Here is a 22,450-nt window from a genome sequence, read left to right as displayed (position 1 = left end):
GGTCTTCAGGCTGATCAGCCGACGATACCCATGATGTCGGATTCCTTCATGATCAGAAGGTCCTGGCCGTCGATCTTGACCTCGGTGCCGCTCCACTTGCCGAAGAGGACGCGATCGCCCTTCTTGACATCGAGGGCAACGAGCTTGCCGGCCTCGTCACGAGCGCCCGGGCCGACGGCGACGATCTCGCCCTCCTGGGGCTTTTCCTTGGCGGTGTCGGGGATGATGATGCCGCCCTTGGTCTTCTCTTCGCTATCAAGGCGACGGACCACAACGCGGTCATGCAGCGGACGGAACTTCATGGTTCTGTCTTCCTCTCGATCAAAATCTGGGCGGGCGCACGCTGGGCTGGCCCGTGGGGGTGCCTGTTAGCAGTCTCCTAACGTGAGTGCTAACGGGCAGGGCGGAGATAGGCGCGCCCCTTTCCCGAGTCAAGGAAGCCTCCGCGCAAAAGGTGAATGCGCCGCTCATGCCTGCCGGCTCGCGCGCTCGTGCCGCATGTCGGAGCGGCAGGCCAGGCAGGGAAAACCTGATCGTTTCTATGAGTTTAGAGTTGCCGCGCCTACCAAAATCCGGTTCCCACTTTTCCGCGCAATGAACTATCCTGCCGCAATGACCACGCCCAAGCCCGACCCGCGCCTCGACGAGATCGCACGCTCCTGCGTCGTGCTGCATATCCGCATGACGGCTCGCGCGGTCACGCGTGCCTATGACGAGGCGATGCGGCCGAGCGGGTTGAAGATCACTCAGTTCGTGCTGCTCTCGGCGCTCTCGACCGGTGCCTGGCGTTCGGTTACCGAGCTTGCCGATCGCTTTGCGCTGGAGCGGACCTCGCTCACCCGCAATCTGCAATTGCTGGCGGCCGAGCAGCTGATCGAGCCTGTCGATCGCAAGGGGCGGGCGCTGGTCTATGCGGTCACCGACAAGGGGCGTACGGCGATCGAGGCGGCGATCCCGTATTGGCGCGCGGCGCAGGACCGCATCGAGGGCGGGCTCGGGCACGAGCGCTGGGTCGAGACCCGCGATGCGCTGAAGGCCGTCCGCCGCGCCGCCCGCCAGGCGACCTGAGCCGGAGGGAAGGCCACGCGCGCTCGCGGCAGCGCTTGACCGGGCTGCGCCTTCCTTCATAACGTGTATCTACACGAAATTGATCGAGGCCTTGCCCATGTCCCGCACCGTCGGTGTCGTCAGTCGTGATGTCCTGCTCGCGGAGGATGGCGCCTGTTTCCTGCGCGGCATGATGGAGGGCAGGCATCCGGGGGCGCCGTTCGCCGACGCCATGGATTTCGAGCTCGCCGAGGTCGATGAGGGCAGGGTGGTCTTCGTCGGAAAGCCCTCGCCGCGCTTCTTCAACCCGCTCGGGACGATCCATGGCGGCTGGACCGCGACGATCCTCGATTCCGCCATGGCCTGCGCCGCCCATTCGACGCTGAAGGTCGGCGAGGGCTACACCACGCTCGAGATGAAGCTCAACTATGTCCGCCCGGTGATGCCGGAGAGTGGCGAGGTCCGCTGTGAGGGCCGGTTGATCCATCGCGGCGGCACGATCGCGACCACCGAAGGACGGCTGCTCGACGCGCGCGGAAAACTGCTGGCCCATGGCACCGAGACCTGCCTGATTTTCGCTGCGCAGGGCGCCGCCGGCGGCTGAGCCGTCGCCTGACCGCGTCCGGTCGGGCGCGGCGATCTAGCGCCTGCTGATAGCGAAGGCGCCGGCGACGATGAGCAGCGCACCGGCATAGGTCGTGAGCGGCGGCACCTCCGCGAAAACGAGCCAGCCGAGCAGGCTCGCCCAGACCAGCGCCGTGTACTCGATCGGCGCCAGCCGCGATGCCGGTGCCCGGGCGAAGGCCGAGGTGAGCAGGAGATGGCCGCCGACGCCGAGCGCCCCGGCGAGGAGATAGGCCGCCAGATCCCCACCGCTCATCGGCACGAAATGGAACGCGGCCGGGATGACGAGGCAGAGCGCCGGCCCGGCGTTCTGGAACAGCACGATGATCGCCGGATGCTCCTTCAGCGCGATCCGGCGCAGCAGGATCAGGTTGAAGGCGTAGGACACGGCCGAGAACAGCGCTGCGGCGACGCCGAGCTCCGCCCCGGTGATGCCACCCTGCAGGCGCGGCCAGACCATCACCAGCATGCCGGCGAGGCCGAAGCCCAGCGCCTGCAGGATGCGCGCATCCAGCCGCTCCTTGAGGATCAGCGCGCCGAGCAGCGCGACGAAGACCGGCGCCAGGAAGGACAGCGTCAGCGCTTCCGCCAGGGGCAGCGTCGCGATCGAGTAGAAGAAGCTCCCGGCGGTCAGGACCACGACCGGGACGCGCAGGCTGTTGCCGATCACGCTCGCCCGCGTCGGAGCGGGCGGACGCAGCAACGCGACGACGGTGAGCGCGCAGATTCCGCCCATGGCGAAACGCATGAACAGCGCCACGATGAACGGGTGCTGCTGCATCTGCGCCTTGATCACCACATCCATCAGCGTCAGCAGGGCAATGCCGAGGATGGCGCGCAGCGCAGTGCCGGGGGTCATGGCTGGATGTCGGCCAGCGGCTTGCGGAAATGGTATTCCCAGGTCGCCGAGATGTCGGCGAGGTAGCGCTCGCCGGGCCAGCGCACGAAGCCGAGCTTCTCGTAGAAGCGGTGGCCGCGGGCGAAGCGGGTATCGGACCAGAGCATCATCTCGGCGCAGCCCCTGTCCCTGGCGAAGGCGAGCGCGCGGGCGAACAGCGCCTGCGCGAGGCCGGCGCCGCGATAATCCGGATCGACATAGACCTTGGTCAGCTCGGCCGCGTTTTGCTCCGGCACGGGGGCGACGCCGATCGAGCCGACGATGCGGCCGTCACTCCCCTCGGCGACCCAGAGCCGCCCGCCCTTGCCGGCGAAATGGCGGGCGGGATGGCGCAGCTCCGGAAATTCCGGCCAGTGGAACAGGCAACCGGGATATTCGGCGAAGCTCGCGGCGACCAGCGCGGCGAGGCGTTCGGAATCGGCGTCGATGGCGTCGCGAAGCGGCGGAAGGCTCATGCTCCAAGCGCTTAGGGCCAATCGGGTCGGCTGCAAAGATGGTGCTCTCGCTCGCCTGCCATGCTCCTATCGCAGCAGCGCCAGGGCGGCGTCTGCCGTCAGCTTCAGCGCCGCGGCGGCGAGCAGCAGATAGCAGGCGAAGAACAGCCTTTTCTGGTCGAGCCGATCATGCAGCCAGCGCCCGAGCCAGACGCCGAGAGGTGCCGCCGGTGCGAGGGCGAGCGCCGCCCAGAGCAGCCCGGGCTGCTTCAGCGCCAGCGAAAGGTAGGGCGGCAGCTTGAGCAGGTTGCCGAGCATGAAGAGCGCGATGGTGGTGCCGACGAAGCTGGTCTTCGAGAGGCCGCGCGCCAGCAGGTACATTGCCACCGGCGGCCCGCCGGCATGGGCGACGAAGGTGGTGAAGCCGGAGGTGGTGCTGGCGGCGAGGGCCAGCACCGGGGAGACCGGCAGGCTTCCGGGAGGCGCGAGGCGTCCGCGCAGAAACCAGTGCGCGGTGAAGCTCAGCGTGGTCAGGCCGATGACCAGGGTGACGATCCGGGCGTCGACCATCAGGAAGACGGCGTAGCCGATGCCGATTCCGAGGGCGAGCCCGGGTACGAGCCAGGCGAGGTCGGGCTTGGACCAGGTTGCGACGCCGAAGGCGCGGAACGCGAACAAATCCATCCCGGCGACCAGCAAGGCTACGATGATCGCGCCCTGCAGCGGCTCGATGACGAGGGCGAGCAGCGGCACGCCGAGAATGGCGAGCCCGCCGCCGAAGGCCCCCTTGCCGATCGCGATCAGTAGCGTCGTCACCCAGCCGACGAGGTAGAACAGCGGGTCGCTCGGCATCGGGCTTCGTCGTCCTCATTGCGGCCGGCGTGGCCCGCGGATTCAATTTCGCGTCGGAAAGCACGTCAAATCAATGTCTTGAGCCTGTGCCGGCCGCAAAAGGGGTTTCCACTTTGACGGAACATGCTCTAGGCGGGAAGGGCGCGCCGCTGCGCACCCGATGTTGAGTCGACTCAGCCCTTCGCAATGGCGCCATGACCGTCCTTCTGCCCTTCGTGATCAATTCCGGGCTGAACTTCGCTCTCGGCCTGCTGATCGCCTATTTCCTCGGGCCGGCCGAGTTCGGACGCTACGCCATCGGCGCGGCGCTGATCGTGCTGCTCAACACGGCGCTGCTCGACTGGATCCGGCTTTCGGCCGTCCGCTTCTATTCCCTGAAGACCCGCGAGACGCAGCCCGAGATCCGCGCGACGCTCGACGTTCTCGCCGCCGGAATGACGATCGCGCTGGCCGGCCTGCTGATCGCGGCCTTTGTCGTCGGCATCGATTTCAAGCTCCCGGCGATGCTGGTCGCGGCCTCGGTCGCAGGCGGCATCTGCGCCGGACTGTTCGACTATCACGGTGCGATCGCGCGCGCCCGCTTCCTCGATGCCGCCTATGCCCGGCTGATCATCGTCAAGAACGTGCTGGCGCTGCTGCTGATGGTCGGCGGTGCCTGGTGGATGCGCGACGCCACCGTCGTGATGTTCGGTGGCGTGATCAGCGTCATGGCGGCGCTGCTGGCGGTGCGCCGGCAGCTCGCCGACCGGCCACTCGCCTGGTCGGCGGCGCGGCGTGACCTCGCCTGGAACTTCGCCGTCTATGCGCTGCCGCTGGTCGGGGCGAACGCGATCTACTCGCTGATCCCGCTGATCAATCGCACGCTGCTCGCCGACGCCCATGGCTTTGCCGAAGCCGGCTATTTCTCGCTCGCCGCCGATATGGGCTTGCGCCTGTTCGGCACGCTGGGTGCGACGCTGGAGATCGTCCTGCTGCGCGAGGTCCTGCGCCTCGACGAGACCAAGGGCCGGCGCGCCGCGCAGAAGCGTATCGCCGCCAATCTGGTCATTGTGCTGATGGTGGCGCTGCCGGTCGCGCTCGGGCTGTTCCTGGTGCTGCCGGCCTTCGAGAAGCTGCTCGTCCCCGCGAATTTCCACGGCCATTTCTCGGCCTATATGGTGCAGCTGCTGCCGGGTTTCCTGGCGTTGACGATCTTCGTCGCCGGGCTCTATCCGGTCTTCCTGCTCGGCAAGCGCACCGGCATGGCGACGCTCGCGGCCGGCTTCGGGCTGGCGGTCAATCTCGTCCTCGTCTTCGGGGCAGGGGAGCTGCTCGGACCGGAGCGTTTCGCGCTCGGCCAGACGGCCGGCTTCGTCGTGGTACTCGCCATTACCGGCTGGGCGGCATTGCGGGCGCTGCCGGTCTGGCCTTCAGGACGCGATATCGGGCTGATCCTCGTCGCGGTTGCCGCGATGGCGGCCTGTGTCGCGCCGCTGTCCGGCCGGTTCCCTCCGGTATTCGAGCTTCTCCTGCAAGGGACGATCGGCGCACTGGTCTATTGCGGGCTGGTGCTGGCCTTCGACATCGCCCGCTGCCGCACATTGCTGAAGCTCTGGTTCCTCACGCGCAAGATGCGCCGCAGCGCGGCCGTCGGGACCGACGGGCCGTGACGAGTTTTCCCCGGACTCCAGTGTCTGAACGCACGAGTTGACGAACACGGCCGTCCCCGCGATCCTGCCGCGGTTTGGGGGAGGCTGCCGATGGCCAAGCCGAGCTTTCTCAACCTCTGGGCGAGCTATCCGGATCCCGAGGTCAGGCATTGTTCTGACGGGCTCGCCAACGAATGCGCCATCAGAATGAGCCTGACGCTGAACGCGGAGAAGACGCTCACCGTGAGCAAGGGCTCCTATTCCGAGCCGAAATGCTCGCACGGGCATGCACGGGGCGCCGAGTCGCTGGCGAACTGGCTGTACCGGAAGATCGGTCCGCCGAAGGTCTACAATGACCCGGCAAAGGCCAAACTGCTCCTGGCGGAGAAGAAGGGGATCATTTTCTTCAAGGATTGCTTCGTGCGGGCCGGAGAGACGCGGCAGGTCGGCGACCATATCGATCTCTGGCATACCGGTTTCACCAAGTCCTACAGCGACCCGCAGAACAAGGCGAAGCAGATCTGGTTCTGGGAACTGAAATGAACACTGCGGGTCTCGTCCTGGCTTTCTCGTTGCTGACCGGTGGAGCCCTGGCCCAGGCCGCGGGGGCGCTGCCCGTCATGCCCCCGGCCGAGAGCGCCGAACTCGCAGCAAGGGGGGATCGCTGCGTTTTGACCTGGGCCGGCAAGAATGGCCGCGAGGAACTCGCGGTCGGCATTCCCTTCCCTTGCGCCTTTCACAGGGAGCCCGGCGGCGCGGTCCGCTATCATCTGATGGGGAGCCGCCGTCTCGCCCTGATCGAGCATTCGACGCCCGACCCGGCCCGAGGCGGCTGCCTCACGACCATTCGCGGGGTGGCGTTCGACGGGGAGGCCGTGGCGCTGTCGCCGGGGCTGGAGAAGGTCGCCGCCTGTCCGCCGTTCCGCTGGGACGAGAAGATGTTCATCGGGCTTTTCTGATGCGCCGAAGCAAGGATTGATTCACCGCGTTCCCTTGCCGAATGCTAAGGTTAATACGCGGAACTGCCTGCTTTCAACGCCGTTCCGGCCTGTTGGAGTCAACGATTCATCATTCGTTGCAAGGCCTTGTCCAGGCTCCCTCGCAGATTGTGTCGAGAGAGTTGCGTCATGCGTCCGATCCGTCTCGTTTCCCTCGCCTTGCTCGGAGGGTTGGTCCATAGCGCCGGCCAGGCGCAGGCTCAGACCTATTGGCGGCCGGCCGATCCGACGGTGGCGGCTCCCCGCAGCAGCGGCCAATATGGCGGCGGCTTCATCGAGATGATGATGACCGGGCGCGACCCCACCGATTATGGCAGGGGCGGCGCGGTCTACAACCGTCCGCCCCGTAGCGCCTATGGCCAGCAGCCGACCCGCCGGCTTTCCGACTATGAACCGGCGGTGCCCGTCTATGGCGATCCGCTCGAGCCGCGCCGGGAGCGCCGCAGTGCAGCCCTCGGCCAGCCCATGCCGGCCGAGCGGCCGATCGAGCGCGTCGTCGATCCGCGCTTCCAGAAGCAGGAAGTCGCCTATGACGGCCCGCACAAGCCCGGCACCATCATCATCGACACGCCGCGCCGCTTCCTTTTCCTGGTCCAGCCCGGCGGCCGGGCTCTGCGCTATGGCATCGGTGTCGGCCGCCCCGGCTTCTCCTGGGCGGGCATGAAGACGGTCAGCCGCAAGGCGGAATGGCCGAGCTGGACCCCGCCGGCCGAGATGCTGAAGCGCCGTCCCGACCTGCCGCGCTTCATGAACGGCGGGCCGGACAACCCGATGGGCGCCCGCGCGCTCTATCTCGGCTCTTCGCTCTATCGGATCCACGGCACCAACGAGCCGAACACCATCGGCCAGGCGGTCTCCTCCGGCTGTATCCGGATGACCAATGACGATGTGGTCGATCTCTATGGCCGGGTCCGTGTCGGCGCCAAGGTGCTGGTGATCTGAGGCCGGCCTCTCTCGAAAGCCGTGCCTGCTGATCGCGGGCACGCTTGGACGGGAGCACCAAGAGACAATAGACGGCGCACTTCGCCGGAGATTAGCCTGAGCAGGCAGCGTGTTCCCTCGGCGGGGCTGCGTAACGCCGCAATTGCCATCGAGCCGATGCCGGAAATGGGACAGATCACGCGCAGGCGACGCTGGTGGATCGTCCTGGCGGGTGCGCTCGCCGGCTACCTGCTGCTGGCCTATCTGCTATTGCCGCTCCTGTGGCGACATTACGAGCGCGAACCCGGTCTCGCCGCCATGCCCATGGTGACGCGCACCGCGAGCGGCATTCCGGGTGATGCGCTCAATGTCGGCTTCGTCGGCAGCAAGGACGACGCTCTGCGCGCCATGCATGCCGCAGGCTGGTATCCGGCCGACCCGATCACCTTGCGGACCAGCATCGAGATCGTCGGCAGCGTGGTGCTCGACCGGCCCTATCGCGATGCACCGGTCAGCCCGCTCTACTATGAGGGCAAGAAGGAGCAGCTCGCCTTCGAAAAGCCCGAGGGCACCAGCGCGGATCGCCGGCACCATGTGCGTTTCTGGATGGTCCTCGAAAAGGGGATTGATGGCCGCCCGGTCTGGCTTGGCTCGGTCACCTTCGACCGGGGCGTCGGCTTCAGCCACGATACCGGCCAGGTGACGCACCACATCGCGCCCGACATCGATGCCGAGCGAGACCTGCTGATGCAGGACCTCGGCAAGGCCGGCATGGTCCGGAACTTCTTCCAGATCTCCGGGGTGGGGCCGACCCTGTTCGGCCGCAATGGCGAAGGCGATCCCTATTACACCGATGGCGAGATCCACATCGCCACTTTGGTGGCCGACGGCGTGAGGCGCACCGAACCGCCCGCGACCATTCCCGCGCCGCCGCTGATCGCGCTGAAGGACCAGATCTGGCACGGCGTCGGCGATGCGCTCGCCAAGTGATCCCGGTTCGCGGATCGAACGCTGATCTCTGTCGCCGGCATGCGTCCGGCTCCAAGATCTGAAGCAGCAGCGTTCCCAGCCTGCCGACCCGCGCGATTGAATTTGCGTGCCCGCGCTCCCAAGTGAGCCCGGCTGTCCCGCCACGAGAACTGTGCAGATGAAGCAGGCTGATCGCAAACGCGCTTTGGTTCTACGCAATCCGAAGGCGCGGCGCGGGCAGGAATCCCTCGACGGTCCCTTCAGGCAACTGGAGCTCGCCGGGATCGACGTCACGATCGAGACATTCGAGGCCCTGCCGGAGATCGCGCGCGACATCGTGCGTCTGCGCAGCATCGCCGACCTGATCGTCATCTGCGGCGGGGACGGCTCGATCTCGTCCGGCGCGATGGCGGTGATGGAAAGCGGCCTGCCGCTCGGCATCATGCCGATGGGGACGGCGAACGACCTGGCCCGGACCCTCGCGATCCCGATGGATCTGATCGCCGCGGCTCGGGTGATCGCCGCCGGGCAGACGCGCCGCATCGACATGGGGACGGTCAATGGCCACGCCTTCTTCAACGTCGCCAGCATCGGCCTGAGCAGCGAACTCGCGCAAGGGCTCGATCCGACGCTGAAGAAGCGCTTCGGGCGTCTCGGCTATGCTCTGGCGGCTACCAAGGTGCTGACGAAGGCCTCGCGTTTCCATGCCACGATCACTGAGAAGGGCCGGACGACCGAGGTCGACACCTTCCAGATCGCGATCGGCAACGGCAGGCACTATGGCGGCGGAAACGTCGTCCGGGACGACGCAGAGATCGATGACGGCCATCTCGATCTCTACAGCCTCGAACTCAGGAACCTCTGGAAACTGGCGCTGATGCTGCGCTCGTTCAGATCGGGCACGCACGGAGCCTGGCAGGAAGTGCGCACCGCGCGCTGCGTCGAATTCGACATCCTGACCAGGCGGCCGATGCCGGTGAACACCGATGGCGAGATCGTCACGGCGACGCCGGCCCATTTCAAGGTTCACCCCGGAGCCGTCGCCATTTTTGCGCCCGAGGCCGATCTTCGCGCGGAGCCGATGCGCATGCCCATGTTCCACAGATAGCTGGGAAAAGGCGAAATGGCCGCGGGAGGCGCGGTCGGCTGCGTCTCTCCGCCGCTCTCCCAATACGCCGCATCGGGCGCCCGGGCACGTTCGCTCAACGAAAAGACCCGCCCGTTGCCGGGCGGGTCTGCTGATTTCATCCAGGGACTACGAAGCGGCCGTTCAGGCCCACTCGTCGTCGCCGAAGCCGCTCGAGCCGTCATCATAGCCCTCGTTGCTGGCGTTCTGGTAGCTCGGCTCCTGGTAGCTGTGACCGGGATCCTCATAGGACTGGTTCGACGCCGGCTGGGCATTCTCTGCCGTGGCGGTGTCGTTCTGCTGCGCCGTGCTGGCCTCGGCCGGCTTTGCTTCCGATGACGCGCTTTTGCCGCCGCCGAAGGCGTTCATCAGCAGATTGCCGGCGACCATGCCGCCGGCAACGCCGGCCGCGGTGGTCAAGGCGCTCGCCATGAAGCCGCCGCGCGCCGGGGCTTGCGCCTGCTGGCTCTGCCAGGGGCCGGGAGCGGGTGCCGCCGCCATGCCCTGCTGGCCGGGCTGCGAACCCCAGGGCGGTGAAGCCGGCTGCGCTGGGGCAGGCTGGGGCGCGGCGCGCTGCGGGAAGGATGGCACGGAGCCGCTGCGGGCCGGCTGGCTCGCGCCGCCGAAGATCCCGGACAGGAAGCCGCCCGACTGTGCCGGCGCGGGGGCTGCGGCCGGCTGGCGGCGCAACGCCTCGACCTCGGCCTGAAGCTGCTGGGCCTGGGCCTGCAGATTGGCGAGGGCCTGTTCCTGGACATAGATCGACTGCGCCATCGCATAGGCGGCATAGGGCTGTTCGCGCAGCCGCTCGGCGATGAAGTTCTCAGCCTCGGGGTCGCGGGGCTGGTTGGCCGCCTGGCGCAGGCGGTCGAAAATCCCGGCGATCACGTCGCGTTCCTGCGGCGTCATCGTCATCTCCTCTCATGTTGGGCCGGGCGGCTGCCCGGCCATGCGAGAGGTGGGGGAGGCCTATGACGTTATCAAGGCGACCCCGGGGAATTTTCGGCTCATGCGTTTCCGATATTGAGGTATTCGAAGCCGCGCTGACGCATTTCGCTCGAGCGGTAGATGTTGCGCAGGTCGACGACGACGGGCCGCTTCAGCGCCGCCTTGACCCGGTCGAGGTCGAGGGCGCGGAAGGCGTTCCATTCGGTGACGATCACCAGGGCGTCGGCGCCTTCGAGACAGGCATAGGCGTCGGGGGCGTAAGTGATCTCCGGCAGCAGCGGGCGGGCGCTGTCCATGCTTTCCGGATCATAGGCGACGATCTGCGCCCCGGCATCGGTCAGCGCCGTGATGATGGCGAGCGAGGGCGCCTCGCGCATGTCGTCGGTGTTCGGCTTGAAGGCGAGGCCGAGCACGGCGATGCGCTTGCCCCTGACCGAACCGCCGCAGGCGGCGACGACCTTGCGGGCCATGGCGCGCTTGCGCTGGTCGTTGACCGCGACCACGGTCTCGACGATGCGCAGCGGGCTCGCCATGTCCTGCGCCGTCTTCATCAAGGCCAGCGTGTCCTTCGGGAAGCAGGAGCCGCCATAGCCCGGCCCGGCATGCAGGAACTTGCCGCCGATGCGGTTGTCGAGGCCGATGCCGCGCGCCACCTCCTGGACATTGGCGCCGACCTGCTCGCACAGATCGGCGATCTCGTTGATGAAGGTGATCTTGGTCGCCAGATAGGCGTTGGCGGCGTATTTGATCAGCTCGGAGGTGCGCCGCGCCGTGAACAGGAGCGGCGCCGCGTTGAGATAGAGCGGCCGGTAGAGCTCTTCCATCACCTTGCGGGCGCGCGGATCCTCGGTGCCGATGACGATCCGGTCCGGGCGCTTGAAATCGGCGATCGCCGCGCCTTCGCGCAGGAATTCCGGGTTCGAGACCACCGCGAAATCGCCATCCGGCCGGGCTTCGCGCATGATCCGCTCGACCTCGTCGCCGGTCCCGACCGGCACGGTCGATTTGGTGACCACGACCGTGAAGCCGCCGATCGCGGCCGCGACATCGCGCGCCGCCTGATGGACATAGGACAGATCGGCATGGCCGTCGCCGCGGCGCGAGGGCGTTCCGACCGCGATGAAGACCGCTTCGGCATGGCGCACCGACGCCGCCAGCTCGGTGGTGAAGGAGAGCCGCCCGGCCCGCACATTGCTCGCCACGAGCTCGTCCAGCCCGGGCTCGAAGATCGGGATCTCGCCGCGGTTCAGCGCCGCGATCTTGCCGGCGTCCAGGTCGACGCAGATCACCTCATGGCCGAAATCAGCGAAGCACGCCCCCGAAACCAGGCCGACATAGCCCGAGCCAATCATCGTAACGCGCATGCGGCACTCTTATCCTGTTGCCCGGCGGGCCTGCCGGATGGCGCAGCCCCTATAGCAAATCGGGCGCCAGGCAAATTCGCGACGCACGCGGTTCAGGCCGGAAGCGCGTCCGGGGTTGCCGGATAGATCGAGGCGATCAGCCCGCGTCCAGCCTCGCCGCGCAGCTTCAGCGGGCGCGCGGCCTCGATCCGCAGGCCCTGGTCATGAGCGAGCGGTGTCGCCGCGCCCTCGACCTCGAGGGCCAGCGGGCCGGCCGCTGCGTAAACGATATGCGTTCCCGGCTGGAGGAAGAGGGCCGAGCCTTCCTGCAGCACGCCGAGCGCGATTCTCGCCATGCTGCGGTCGGCGATCAGGTTGACGACCTCGACCGGGCCATCCTCGAGCCGGCTGACGATGCTCAAGCCCCCGTCATAGCCGATCGGGCGAAAGGGTTCGCGCAGGGAGAGTTCACCGTCAGGCGTCTGCAGCACCAGGCCGCGACCGGTCACGACCACCTGCTGGCGATCATGGCCCGCATAATCCGAAAAGGGGGCTGCGGCCGAGATGGACGTGCGGCCGAGCCGCCAAACCAGTCCTTCCTCGGAGCCCATGGCGGCGAAGTCACGGTAGCGCGCGGCGATGTCGATTGAGACACCGCCGCCATTCTTCCAGGGCGCCCGGCCGTACTCGGCCGGATCCAGCAGCGTCAGCGCGAGGCCGTCGGGCCCCGAGCTATCAGATGTAGTCGTCTTCGGGGGCGGGGGCATCCGTCTCCAGGAGCGGCTCGTTCGAGGGATTGCGGTTCAGCACGACGACCGGAGTGCCGGTCGGTACGCGGCTGTGCAGGTCGATGATGTCCTGATTGAACAGGCGGATGCAACCCGAGGACACGGCCTTGCCGATCGACCAGGGCTCGCTGGTGCCATGGATGCGGTAGAGCGTGTCCTGGCTGCCCTGGTAGAGATAGAGCGCGCGCGCGCCGAGCGGGTTTTCAAGCCCCGGCTTCATGCCGCCGGCCCAGGGAGCGTTCCGTTCGGGCTCGCGCTTGATCATCGCGGCGGTCGGCGTCCAGCGCGGCCAGGCCGCCTTGCGCGCCACGGTGGCGCGGCCACGCCAGGACATGCCCTGCTTGCCGACGCCGATGCCGTAGCGGATGGCGCGACCGTTCTCGCGCACGAGGTAGAGATAGCGCGCGGAGGTGTCGACGACGATCGTGCCGGGCGCCTCATTGGTGCGGTAGTTCACTTCCTGCCGCAGGAAACGCGTCTCGACCTCGGAAATGTCGGTGGCCGGCAGCGGGAACGTCTCCTCCGGCCGCTCATCATACATCGACAGGAAAGCGGCGTTCTGATGGATCGGCGCCCGCACCTCATAGGGCTGCTGCGCCGTGCTGATACAGCCGGTCAGCGCGACCGGTGCGAACGCGGAGGCGAGGGTGACGAACCGGCGGCGGGAGAGCTGGTCGGGGGCGGCAGGCTGGCGGGAGGGCATGAACTCGGCTCGTGAATAGGGCAACTGGCGGCGAAAACGATTGGAGGGCCGGTCGGTTCCAAAGAGCCGTGTCCGGCGGACGGCTTTTCACTTCGCGGTTTGGCATGGCGCTCGGGTGAAGACGATATGGCGAAAGTAAGGCCGCCGCAGAGCGTTGCCCGGATGCAACAGTTTTTCATGCGCCGCGCGCATGACGAGATTCGGCGGCTCGCGCTTGCGAGGGCCGCCCGGGCGGCCGCCCGACCGGGGAATCCGATCAGAATGTCGTGATATGCCCAATTTAACAGCAGTTTAAGCGAGTTTTAAAGGTTGCTCGGCAAATCTTTCTTCAATCTTCGGGTTTCCGGCGGCGCGCGGCCATCGGACGGAGGCAGTTGACCCGCGGCCGCGTGCCCCGGGGCTGGGGAGCGCGGGACGCAATGAAATCGATTCGCTTCAAGATACTGGCGATGCTGGGGATTATTGCCGTCGGCGCGGTTCTGTCGGCCGGGCTCGGCCTCTATGCGCTTTCCCGCTCTCATGATCTCAATCTCCGCTCTGACGTGCAGGGCGAAATCACCTTGCTGACCGAGCGACTCAACACGCAGGTCTTCGCTGTCGTGATGGATTCGCGCGGCATCTACATGTCGAAGACCTCCCAGGAGGCCGAGCCCTTCGCCAAGACGAAGGAGGCGCGCTTCCCGGTGATGCGCAAGCTCGCGGCCGATCTCGTCGCACGCGTGCCGGTGGCGGAGCGCGAATCCGCCCTCAAGGTCCAGAAATCGGTCGATGAGTTCATCGCCTTCCGCGCCGAGACGATCAGGCTCGGCCGCGAGGTCTCGACCGCTGCCGCCGACGAGCAAGGCAATAACGATCTCAACCGCGCCAATCGGCGCGCCCTGAACGACAACCTCGTCGCCTTCGCCAAGCGCAACGAGGCCGTCGGCGATGCGCTCGCCGAGGAGGCCGCCAGTTTCACCCGGCAGGTTCAGTGGATTCTGCCGGTCTTGCTGTTCTCGACCCTGATCGCCTCGTTCGCTGCCGCCATGTTGTTCGCCCAGCGCTCGATCACGCGCCCGCTGCTCGATCTCGGGCAGGCGATGGACCGCGTCACCGCGGGCGACACGCAGATCGAGGTTCCCCACACCAAGCGCGGCGACGAAATCGGCGCCATGGCGCGCGCCCTCGCCGTGCTGCGTCAGAGCACGGAGCAGGTCGCGCTGCTGCAGGCCCAGGAGCGGGCGGCGGCGGAGGAGCGGTTGGCACGGGCCGAATCCATGGCGCTCGTGGTTTCCGATGTCGGCACGGTCGTTGCCGCCGCCGCAGCCGGCGATTTCTCGGCACGGCTGGCGCTCGACGGGGCCGATGCCGAGATGGCGAAGCTGGTCGCGGGCATCAACGAGATCAATCGCGTCGTCGACGCCGCCACCACCGAGTTCGCCGAGGCGCTCCAGGCGATCGCGGCCGGCGATCTCACGCATCGTATCGACAGCGCCTATCGCGGCCGCTTCGCCGATCTCAAGGGCGCGATCAACGACACCGCCGACAAGCTGTCGCTGACGCTGCGCACCATCCAGGCGACCGCCGGCGATGTCGGGCTTTCGGCGCGCGAGATCGCGACCGGCGCAGACGATCTCTCGAAGCGCACGGAGGAGCAGGCCTCCTCGCTCGAGGAAAGCGCCGCCACGACCGAGGAGCTCGCGGCCTCGGTCAAGGCGTCGGCGCAGGCCGCGCAGCAGGGCGTCGTTCTGGCCGGTGAGGCCATGGCGGTCGCGCAGACCGGCGGGGGCATCGTCAACGAGGCGGTTTCCGCGATGGCCCGTATCGAGGACGCCTCGCGCAAGATCTCGGACATCATCCGGGTGATCGACGACATCGCCTTCCAGACCAATCTTCTGGCGCTGAACGCGGCGGTCGAAGCGGCGCGCGCCGGCGACGCCGGCAAGGGTTTCGCCGTGGTGGCGAGCGAGGTGCGTACGCTGGCACAGCGTTCGGGCGAGGCGGCCAAGGATATTTCCGGGCTGATCTCCTCCTCGAACACCGAGGTCGAGGCGGGCGTGAAGCTGGTCCGTCAGGCCGGCGATGCCCTGACCCGGATCGTCGATGCCTCGCGCAAGGTCCAGACCACGGTCTCCGAGGTCGCGGCCGCTTCGGCGGAGCAGGCCAACGGCATCGAGGAGATGAGCCAGACCGTGGCGCATATGGACGAGATGACCCAGCAGAACGCCGCATTGGCCGAGCAGAGCGCCGCTTCGGCGGGGTCTCTGTCTGGCAAGATCGGCGAGCTCAATACGCTGGTGGCGAGCTTCCGCACCGGTGGGACCGCTTCGGCCGCGCCGCTCGCCGCTGCGCCGCAGTCGCGTGGGGCCGCCCCTGCCGCGAGCGAGGCCGACAGCGAGCCGCGGCGCCTGCGCCAGCTCGCGGAGGCCGCCTTCGCCCAGCAGAAAGCGACGCCGCGCCGCGAGCCGCGTCCGGTCGCGCCGATGCGCAAGGTCGCCAATTCCCGCCAGGGCGATGCCGGTTGGGAGGAGTTCTGAGGCACGGGAAAGGCCGGCTCCTGATCGAGCCGGCCCGGGCTCTACGCCAGGCCGATCCGAGGGCCGCTCCTGCCGGGAGCGGCCCTTTTCGCATGTCCGGCAGCCCTGTCGGGCGGCAGAAACTGCAGCGGGAGGCTCTGACTTGATCGTCGCTCCGGACAAGCGGCGAAGCGTCGCAGCTCCGGAAGCCATCGTAGAGCACCGGAGGCTTGCGATGGCTTCCGGCATTCCGCGGCGTTCATCCTCGGCTCCGCCCAGAGGTCGGAGCCGAGGGCTCCAGCCGGATGACTGAGCAAGCTGATTGGAGCCGGTCTCGTAGCATCGGACCGAAGAGTGGACGCCACTTTTCGGGAAACTCCGATGCTATAACAATAAGATAGATCACCGTGACAGCGTCCGAACGGACGCGCGACGATCTAGGCGGCGTCGGTGGCTGCCGGCCTCCGGATCAGGCCGAGCCGTTCGCGGGCGAACCAGCGCGTCAGCATCAGCACGGCGACGATCGCAAGACCGGTGGCGAGCCCGATCCAGATGCCGACGCCGGCGAGCGGCGTCAGGAAGCCTAGTGCCGCCGAGAGCGGCAGGCCGATGCCCCAATAGCCGAGGCCGGCGAAGAACATCGGCACGCGCGTGTCGCGCAGGCCGCGCAGGATCGAGACGCCGACCACCTGGATGCCGTCGACGATCTGGAAGATCGCCGCATAGAACAGGAACAGCATGGCAAGCTGCGCCACCTCGGCCGCGCGCGGCTTGCTGGCGTCGAGGAACGGCACGACCAGCCAGTGCGGGATCAGCAGCATCAGGAGCGCGGTGAAGCACATGAAAGCGGTCGCCAGCATGAGCGCGGTGGCGCCGGCCCGGGCGATGCCCTCCCTGTCGCCGGCGCCATAGGCATGCCCGACCCTGACCGTTCCGGCCTGGCCGATGCCCATCGGCACCATGAAGCACAGCGAGGCGATCTGGATCGCGATCGCATGGGCGGCGAGCGAGGTCGGGCCGAGCAGGCCCATCAGGAAGGCGGCGCCGTTGAAGATCCAGACCTCGAAGCTCACGGTCGTGCCGATCGGCAGGCCCATGCGCCAGAAGGCGCGATAGCGGCTCCAGTCCGGTCGCCAGAAGCGCCCGAACAGGCGGTAGCGCCGGAAGCGTCGGTCGAGCGAGACCACGATCGCGAGGCCGGCGAACATCAGGGTCGAGGCCAGCGACGTCGCCAGCCCCGAGCCCGGCAGGCCGAGCGCCGGGAAGCCGAGCCGCCCGAACATCAGCACCCAGTTGGCGAAGGCGTTGAAGACGACCGCGAAGAGCACGGTCACGAAGACCCAGAACGGCCGCTGCAGAGCAGCGAGAAAGCCGCGCAGGACGAGATAGATGTAGAACGGCAGCAGACCCCATTGCAGCGTGTGCAGATAGGAGGCGGCGGCTTCCGCCAGCGCCGGGTTCTGGCCCATCGCCTTGAGGATCGCTTCGGCCTGCCAGAGGAAGAGCCACATCGGCCCCGCCAGGGTCGCCGCCACCCAGAAGCCCTGGCGTACGGTGCGGCGCACATCGCGAACCGAATGCCGGTTCCGTCCGAGCTCGATCGCGACCATCGGCGCGACTGCCGCCATCACGCCGATGCCGAAGATCAGCACGGCCATGTAGAGATTGGTGGCGAGCGCACCCGCGGCCAGCGCATCGGGCCCGAGATGGCCCATCATGATGACGTCGGTCGCCGTCATCGCGGTCTGTGCGACATTGGTCAGCACCATCGGCCAGCTCAACGCCAGCATGGCCTTGACCTCGGTGAGCCAGGGGCTCGCCGGCCGCATGTGAAGCGCGATCTGTGACATGGCTGCCTTTTATCTGGGCAGGCAGCCACTTAACAGCCCCCATGCTGTCGTGGCAGGCGGTGCATTGCGCATGGAGCGCCCTCGCTCCGCGTCGGGTCGCCATTCTGCCTCTTGCGCGGGCGGCCTGCTTCCTGCCTGCTGCGTATCCGAACCGAAGCCATGCCTGCCAAGGAGCGCCTGCGAGATGAGCACCAACCTGCGGATCGATGGGGAGCGACTGGTGTCGCGGCTGGCGGCGCTCTCGCGCATCGGCGCGACGCCGGAGGGCGGTTGCCGGCGCCTCGCCCTGAGCGATGAGGACAAGCAGGGGCGCGACTGGCTGGTCGGCCAGATGCAGGCGCTCGGCCTGACGGTGAAGGTCGACGCCATCGGCAACATCGTCGGCATCCTGAAGGGGCAGGAGGACGGCCCGGCCGTGGTGATGGGCTCGCATATCGACACGGTCGGCACCGGTGGGCGCTTCGACGGCGCGCTCGGCGTGATCGCCGCGCTGGAGGTGCTTGCCGCCCTGCGCGATGCCGGCCTGCAGCCGAAGCGCGACATGGCGGTGATCGCCTTCACCAATGAGGAGGGCGCGCGCTTCCATCCGGACATGCTCGGCTCCTATGTCTGGGCCGGCGGCATGAGCGTCGCAGCGGCCCATGCCGAGAAGGATGCGGATGGAGCTGTGCTCGGCACGGAGCTGGCGCGCATCGGCTATGAAGGCCCCGAGCAGCCGGGCTTCCTGCCGGCGCATGCCTATCTCGAATTGCATATCGAGCAGGGCCCGATCCTGGAGAGCGAGGGCGGCGGTCTCGGCGCGGTCACCGGCATCCAGGGGATCTGCTGGCTCGAACTGACCCTGACCGGGCGGCCGAGCCATGCCGGCACCACGCCGATGCGCTATCGCCGGGATCCCGGCCTCGCGGCCGCCAGGATCAACATCTTCGCCAATGAGCTGACCAGGACGATCCCCGGACAGCTCGCCAATTGCGGCGTGATCCGCGTCCAGCCCGGCAATGTCAACGTCGTGCCCGAGACGGTGGTGATGACGCTCGACCTGCGCAACCCGCTGGACGCGCCATTGGCCGAGGCCGAGGCGGCGGTCCGCAAGTTCTGCGCCGAACTTTCGGCGCGCGACGACATCGCGATCGGCTTCCGCGATCTCGCCCGTTTTCCGGCGACGCCCTTCGCCGAGGAGCTGATCGCCGGCGTCGAGGCGAGCGCCGCCGAGTTCGGGCTGCCGATCCGCCGGATGATTTCCGGGGCCGGCCACGATGCCCAGATGATGTCGCGGCTCTGCCCGACGGCGATGGTCTTCATCCCCTCGATCGGCGGCCTCTCGCACAATCCGGCCGAGCTCAGCACCGACGAGGACATGGTCGCCGGCGCCAATGTCCTGCTCAGCGCCGCCTGGCGCGCGGCGAATGCCCGATAGCCAGAGTGTTCACGACCACTCTCCATCATCCCGGACGCGGCGAAGCGGAGCTTCGGGATCCATCGTAGGGCGCGGAGCCCTGCGATGGATCCCGAGTCGGCGCGGCTGAAGCCGTTTGTCCGGGATGACGGTGAGTTCCGATCTCATCTTCCGAATGGGTGCCGTCATGACCGCCATTGCCTCGCTTTCCGCCGCCGAACTCGCGCCGCTCTACGCCTCCCGCGAGCTCTCGCCGCTCGAGGTCGCCAAGGATGCGCTGGCGCGCATCGAGCGCTTCGAGCCGCAGGTCAATGCCTTCGTCGTCCGCGACGACAAGGCGCCGCTCGCCATGGCGCAGGACGCCGAGGCTCGCTGGCTGAAGGGCGCGCCGCTCGGGCCTCTCGACGGCGTGCCGGTGACGATCAAGGACAATCTCGGTGTCGCCGGCTGGCCGATGCGACGCGGCTCGGCGGTGGCGTCCGATGCGCCTTTCACCGCCGATTCTCCGGCGGTGGCGCGGCTGCGCGAGGCCGGCTGCGTCTTCCTCGGCAAGACGACGATGCCGGAATATGGCTGGAAGGGCGTCGGTGATTCGCCGCTTACGGGCATCACCCGCAATCCCTGGGACGTCGCGACCGGGCCGGGCGGCTCGTCCTCCGGAGCCGCAGCCGCGGCGGCGCTCAATCTCGGCTGCATCCATCTCGGCACCGACGGGGCCGGCTCGGTGCGCATCCCCGCCGCCTTCACCGGGGTTTTCGGATTGAAGCCGACTTATGGCCGCGTCCCGGCCTGGCCGATTTCGACCATGGGCTTTCTCGCCCATCTCGGCCCGCTGACCCGCACGGTTCGCGACGCCGCGCTGGCGATGAACGCCATCGGCCAGCCGGACGAGCGCGACATGACGGCGATGACCGATGCGCCGCCCGATTTCACCGCGGGCCTCGATGCCGGGGTGCGGGGGCTGCGCATCGCCTGGTCGGCGACGCTCGGCGGCGATGTGCCGGTCGATCCTGAGATCGCGGCGCTGACGCGCGATGCCGCTCTGGCCTTCCGCGAGCTCGGCGCCCGCGTCGAGGAGGTCGATCCGGGTTTTGCCGATCCGCTCGACACGCTGATGACGCTCTGGTCGGCCGGCGCGGCCCTCGCTTTGCGCAGTGCCGGCCCCGAGGCGAGGGCGCGGATGGACCCAGGCCTCGTCGCGGTGGCGGAGGCCGGCGAGCGCATCGACGGTGCGACCTATGTCGATGTCCTGCTCAATCGGCGCAACGCGCTGGCTCTGCACATGGCGCAATTTCATGCACGCTTCGATCTGCTGCTGACCCCGACCCTGCCGCTGCCCGCCTTCGCCGTCGGCCGCAACACGCCGGCCCATGGCGGCTATGGCGAGGACTGGACCCGCTGGACCCCGTTTACCTACCCGTTCAACATCACCCAGGCCCCCGCGGCTTCGGTGCCCTGCGGGTTGACCAGGGCCGGCTTGCCTGCCGGTTTGCAGATCGTCGGACCTTACGGAAGCGATTATCGGGTGTTGCAGGCGGCAGCGGCTTTCGAGGCCTTGCGACCCTTCCCGCGTGTCGATGCGCCGATTGAAACGATTTAGGTAGGGTGCGCGCAATTTTTTGCCGGATAACCTCCGGTTTGCGCACCATTCCGCGATCTCGGCTCCGCAGGGCGCCGATATCTGCCTTCTGGCACGAACCCTGCAAGCTCTTCTGCCGTCGCGGACGGTTCGCGGAGCGTGTTGTCAGAGCGGATTTTTCCGCCCACACTCGCCCCAAGGTCGCCCGCAAGAGGTGGCCGTTTCAGGGGAGAGATTGATGGACCGCAGAAGTTTTCTGAAGTCTGCCGCAGGGACGGGCGTGCTTGCAGCTTCCGGCGGGCTGGCGATGCCGGCCCTTTCTCAGGGAGCCGCCGCCAAGACCCTGCGCTTCGTGCCGCAAGCCAACCTCGCCAATTTCGATCCGATCTGGGGAACGCAATACGTCGTCCGCAATGCTGCGGCGCTGGTCTGGGATACGCTCTACGGCATCGATTCCAAGTTCCAGCCGCAGCGCCAGATGGTCGAAGCCGAGGAGGTCTCCGCCGACGGGCTGACCTGGACCTTCAAGCTTCGTCCCGGCCTCAAATTTCATGACGGCACCCCCGTCCTCGCCAAGGACGTGGTGCAGAGCCTGAAGCGCTGGCAGGCCCGCGACCCGATGGGCCTGATGATCCGGGCGATCGAGAACGAGCTGACCGCCGTCGACGACCGCACCTGGAAATGGGTGCTGAAACAGCCCTATCCGAAGATGCTGCTGGCGCTGGCCAAGAACAATGCGCCCTGCTCCTTCATCATGCCGGAGCGCATCGCCAAGACCGATCCCTTCACGCAGATCACCGAATATGTCGGCTCGGGCCCGATGAAATTCGCCCGCGGCGAATGGGTCCCCGGTGCCAAGGCAGTGTTCGAGAAATTCGCCGACTATGTGCCGCGCTCGGAGCCGGCGGACTGGCTCGCCGGCGGCAAGAAGATGCTCGTGGACCGCATCGAATGGGTGATCATGCCCGACGCCGCGACGGCCGCCGCCGCGCTGCAGAACGGCGAGGTCGACTGGTGGGAGACCCCGCTCTCCGATCTCGTCCCGGTGCTCAAGAGCAACGCCAACATCAATGTCGATATCGGCGACCCGCTCGGCAATATCGGTTCCTTCCGCATGAACCACCTGCATCCGCCCTTCAACAATGTGAAGGTGCGCCAGGCGGTGCTGACGGCGATGAACCAGGAAGACTATATGCGCTCGATCGTCGGCGACGACGACAAGCTCTGGAAACCGCTGCCCGGCTTCTTCACCCCCGGCACGCCGCTCTACACCGAAGAGGGCGGGGCGATGCTGAAGATGAAGAACATCGAGGCCGCCAAGAAACTTCTGGCCGAGGCCGGCTATAAGGGCGAGCCGGTGATCTGCGTGGTCGCGCAGGACATGTCGGCGACCAAGTCGATGGGCGACGTCACCGCCGAGCTGTTGAAGAGCATCGGCATGAAGGTCGAGTTCGTCGCCACCGATTGGGGCACGGTCGGGGCGCGGCGCGCCCAGAAGACCCCGCCGGGGCAGGGCGGCTGGAGCATGTTCCACACCTGGCATGCCGGTGCGGACTGCCTCAACCCGTCCTCCTACACCGCGATCCGCGCCAATGGCGACAAGGCCTGGTTCGGCTGGCCGGATGTGCCGGCGGTCGAGACCGAGGTCACCAACTGGTTCAACGCCAAGGACATGGCCGAGGAGAAGGCTGCAATGGCCCGCCTGAACAAGGCCGCCGTCGAGAACGTCGTCTTCGCGCCGACCGGCTTCTATCTCGGCTATCAGGCCTGGCGGAAGAACGTCACCGGCGTGACCAGCGGCCCGCTGCCGTTCTTCTGGAACGTCGCCAAGGCCTGACACGGATGAGATCG

At 67.5% G+C, this 22,450-nt stretch carries 21 protein-coding genes; 12 read left to right on the top strand and 9 right to left on the bottom strand.

Translation table 11 applies throughout. The features are described from left to right. Positions 1 to 14: 14 nt before the first annotated feature. The gene (groES, locus tag AC3RCC_RS21000; RefSeq protein WP_291634008.1) at positions 15 to 302 is read right to left on the bottom strand and encodes a co-chaperone GroES; all 288 of its coding nucleotides are present in this window, start codon (positions 300 to 302) and stop codon (positions 15 to 17) included. Positions 303 to 612: 310 nt separating this feature from the next. Between groES and AC3RCC_RS20995 the strand changes: the two genes are divergently transcribed. Then, the gene (locus tag AC3RCC_RS20995) at positions 613 to 1,068 is read left to right on the top strand and encodes a MarR family winged helix-turn-helix transcriptional regulator (protein WP_291634010.1); all 456 of its coding nucleotides are present in this window, start codon (positions 613 to 615) and stop codon (positions 1,066 to 1,068) included. Positions 1,069 to 1,165: 97 nt separating this feature from the next. Continuing rightward, positions 1,166 to 1,651 carry a PaaI family thioesterase gene (locus AC3RCC_RS20990; protein WP_291645226.1) on the top strand — a complete coding sequence of 162 codons (486 nt, stop codon included), beginning with the start codon at positions 1,166 to 1,168 and terminating at the stop codon, positions 1,649 to 1,651. 36 nt (positions 1,652 to 1,687) lie between these two features. Here the strand turns inward: AC3RCC_RS20990 and AC3RCC_RS20985 are convergent, their stop codons facing one another. The 3 genes from AC3RCC_RS20985 to AC3RCC_RS20975 all read right to left on the bottom strand — a co-directional run bounded on the left by AC3RCC_RS20985 (position 1,688) and on the right by AC3RCC_RS20975 (position 3,855). Next, on the bottom strand, positions 1,688 to 2,530 hold the full coding sequence (locus tag AC3RCC_RS20985; protein ID WP_492256478.1) for a DMT family transporter: 843 nt from the start codon (positions 2,528 to 2,530) through the stop codon (positions 1,688 to 1,690). Continuing rightward, complete coding sequence (locus AC3RCC_RS20980; RefSeq protein WP_291645230.1) at positions 2,527 to 3,024, bottom strand: GNAT family N-acetyltransferase; 498 nt, start codon at positions 3,022 to 3,024, stop codon at positions 2,527 to 2,529. Before AC3RCC_RS20980 ends, AC3RCC_RS20985 begins: the two co-directional genes overlap by 4 nt. Before the next feature lie 66 nt (positions 3,025 to 3,090). Further along, positions 3,091 to 3,855 (bottom strand): sulfite exporter TauE/SafE family protein, encoded by a 765-nt coding sequence (locus AC3RCC_RS20975; RefSeq protein WP_492256477.1) that lies wholly within the window; start codon positions 3,853 to 3,855, stop codon positions 3,091 to 3,093. Positions 3,856 to 4,049: 194 nt separating this feature from the next. Between AC3RCC_RS20975 and AC3RCC_RS20970 the strand changes: the two genes are divergently transcribed. The 6 genes from AC3RCC_RS20970 to AC3RCC_RS20945 all read left to right on the top strand — a co-directional run bounded on the left by AC3RCC_RS20970 (position 4,050) and on the right by AC3RCC_RS20945 (position 9,479). Further along, the gene (locus tag AC3RCC_RS20970; RefSeq protein ID WP_492256476.1) at positions 4,050 to 5,504 is read left to right on the top strand and encodes a lipopolysaccharide biosynthesis protein; all 1,455 of its coding nucleotides are present in this window, start codon (positions 4,050 to 4,052) and stop codon (positions 5,502 to 5,504) included. 90 nt (positions 5,505 to 5,594) lie between these two features. Then, positions 5,595 to 6,026, top strand: coding sequence for a T6SS effector amidase Tae4 family protein (locus AC3RCC_RS20965; RefSeq protein WP_291634022.1), 432 nt, complete (start codon positions 5,595 to 5,597; stop codon positions 6,024 to 6,026). Then, complete coding sequence (locus AC3RCC_RS20960) at positions 6,023 to 6,442, top strand: hypothetical protein (protein ID WP_291634024.1); 420 nt, start codon at positions 6,023 to 6,025, stop codon at positions 6,440 to 6,442. The genes AC3RCC_RS20965 and AC3RCC_RS20960 overlap by 4 nt, the downstream gene beginning before the upstream one ends. Positions 6,443 to 6,610: 168 nt before the next feature. Then, on the top strand, positions 6,611 to 7,423 hold the full coding sequence (locus AC3RCC_RS20955) for a L,D-transpeptidase (protein WP_291645238.1): 813 nt from the start codon (positions 6,611 to 6,613) through the stop codon (positions 7,421 to 7,423). Positions 7,424 to 7,579: 156 nt separating this feature from the next. Next, entirely contained in the window at positions 7,580 to 8,392 is an 813-nt protein-coding gene (locus AC3RCC_RS20950; protein ID WP_492256475.1) for an LssY C-terminal domain-containing protein, read from the top strand. A 157-nt stretch (positions 8,393 to 8,549) separates the two neighbouring features. Continuing rightward, positions 8,550 to 9,479, top strand: coding sequence for a lipid kinase (locus AC3RCC_RS20945; protein ID WP_492256474.1), 930 nt, complete (start codon positions 8,550 to 8,552; stop codon positions 9,477 to 9,479). 162 nt (positions 9,480 to 9,641) lie between these two features. Here AC3RCC_RS20945 and AC3RCC_RS20940 read toward each other — a convergent pair whose 3' ends face one another. The 4 genes from AC3RCC_RS20940 to AC3RCC_RS20925 form a co-directional block, all read right to left on the bottom strand. Continuing rightward, a complete protein-coding gene (locus AC3RCC_RS20940) occupies positions 9,642 to 10,406 on the bottom strand; it encodes a DUF2076 domain-containing protein (protein WP_492256473.1) in 765 nt (254 codons plus the stop codon). Positions 10,407 to 10,504: 98 nt separating this feature from the next. Then, entirely contained in the window at positions 10,505 to 11,809 is a 1,305-nt protein-coding gene (locus AC3RCC_RS20935) for a UDP-glucose dehydrogenase family protein (RefSeq protein WP_492256472.1), read from the bottom strand. 92 nt (positions 11,810 to 11,901) lie between these two features. Further along, the gene (locus AC3RCC_RS20930) at positions 11,902 to 12,555 is read right to left on the bottom strand and encodes a HutD/Ves family protein (protein ID WP_492256471.1); all 654 of its coding nucleotides are present in this window, start codon (positions 12,553 to 12,555) and stop codon (positions 11,902 to 11,904) included. Further along, positions 12,524 to 13,279: a L,D-transpeptidase gene (locus AC3RCC_RS20925; RefSeq protein WP_291634037.1), complete on the bottom strand. Its 756-nt coding sequence runs from the start codon at positions 13,277 to 13,279 to the stop codon at positions 12,524 to 12,526. The genes AC3RCC_RS20930 and AC3RCC_RS20925 overlap by 32 nt, the downstream gene beginning before the upstream one ends. A 419-nt stretch (positions 13,280 to 13,698) precedes the next feature. Here AC3RCC_RS20925 and AC3RCC_RS20920 point away from each other — a divergent pair, with 419 nt between their 5' ends. After that, positions 13,699 to 15,795: a methyl-accepting chemotaxis protein gene (locus AC3RCC_RS20920; protein WP_291634039.1), complete on the top strand. Its 2,097-nt coding sequence runs from the start codon at positions 13,699 to 13,701 to the stop codon at positions 15,793 to 15,795. A gap of 416 nt (positions 15,796 to 16,211) precedes the next feature. Here AC3RCC_RS20920 and AC3RCC_RS20915 read toward each other — a convergent pair whose 3' ends face one another. Continuing rightward, positions 16,212 to 17,624 (bottom strand): MATE family efflux transporter, encoded by a 1,413-nt coding sequence (locus AC3RCC_RS20915; RefSeq protein ID WP_452119163.1) that lies wholly within the window; start codon positions 17,622 to 17,624, stop codon positions 16,212 to 16,214. A gap of 184 nt (positions 17,625 to 17,808) precedes the next feature. On the opposite strand from AC3RCC_RS20915, the gene AC3RCC_RS20910 reads away from it, so the two are divergent. The 3 genes from AC3RCC_RS20910 (at position 17,809) to AC3RCC_RS20900 (ending at position 22,436) form a co-directional block, all read left to right on the top strand. Then, positions 17,809 to 19,041 carry a M20 family metallo-hydrolase gene (locus tag AC3RCC_RS20910; RefSeq protein WP_492256470.1) on the top strand — a complete coding sequence of 411 codons (1,233 nt, stop codon included), beginning with the start codon at positions 17,809 to 17,811 and terminating at the stop codon, positions 19,039 to 19,041. 166 nt (positions 19,042 to 19,207) lie between these two features. Beyond that, positions 19,208 to 20,620, top strand: coding sequence for an amidase (locus tag AC3RCC_RS20905; protein WP_492256469.1), 1,413 nt, complete (start codon positions 19,208 to 19,210; stop codon positions 20,618 to 20,620). Positions 20,621 to 20,837: 217 nt separating this feature from the next. Then, positions 20,838 to 22,436, top strand: coding sequence for an ABC transporter substrate-binding protein (locus AC3RCC_RS20900; protein WP_291649982.1), 1,599 nt, complete (start codon positions 20,838 to 20,840; stop codon positions 22,434 to 22,436). Positions 22,437 to 22,450 lie beyond the last annotated feature (14 nt).

The sequence above is a fragment of the Allobosea sp. GW823-FHT01F03 genome (assembly GCF_058798075.1).
The sequence above is the reverse complement of the archived record's forward strand: the minus strand, read 5'-3'. Positions and strand labels throughout refer to the sequence as shown.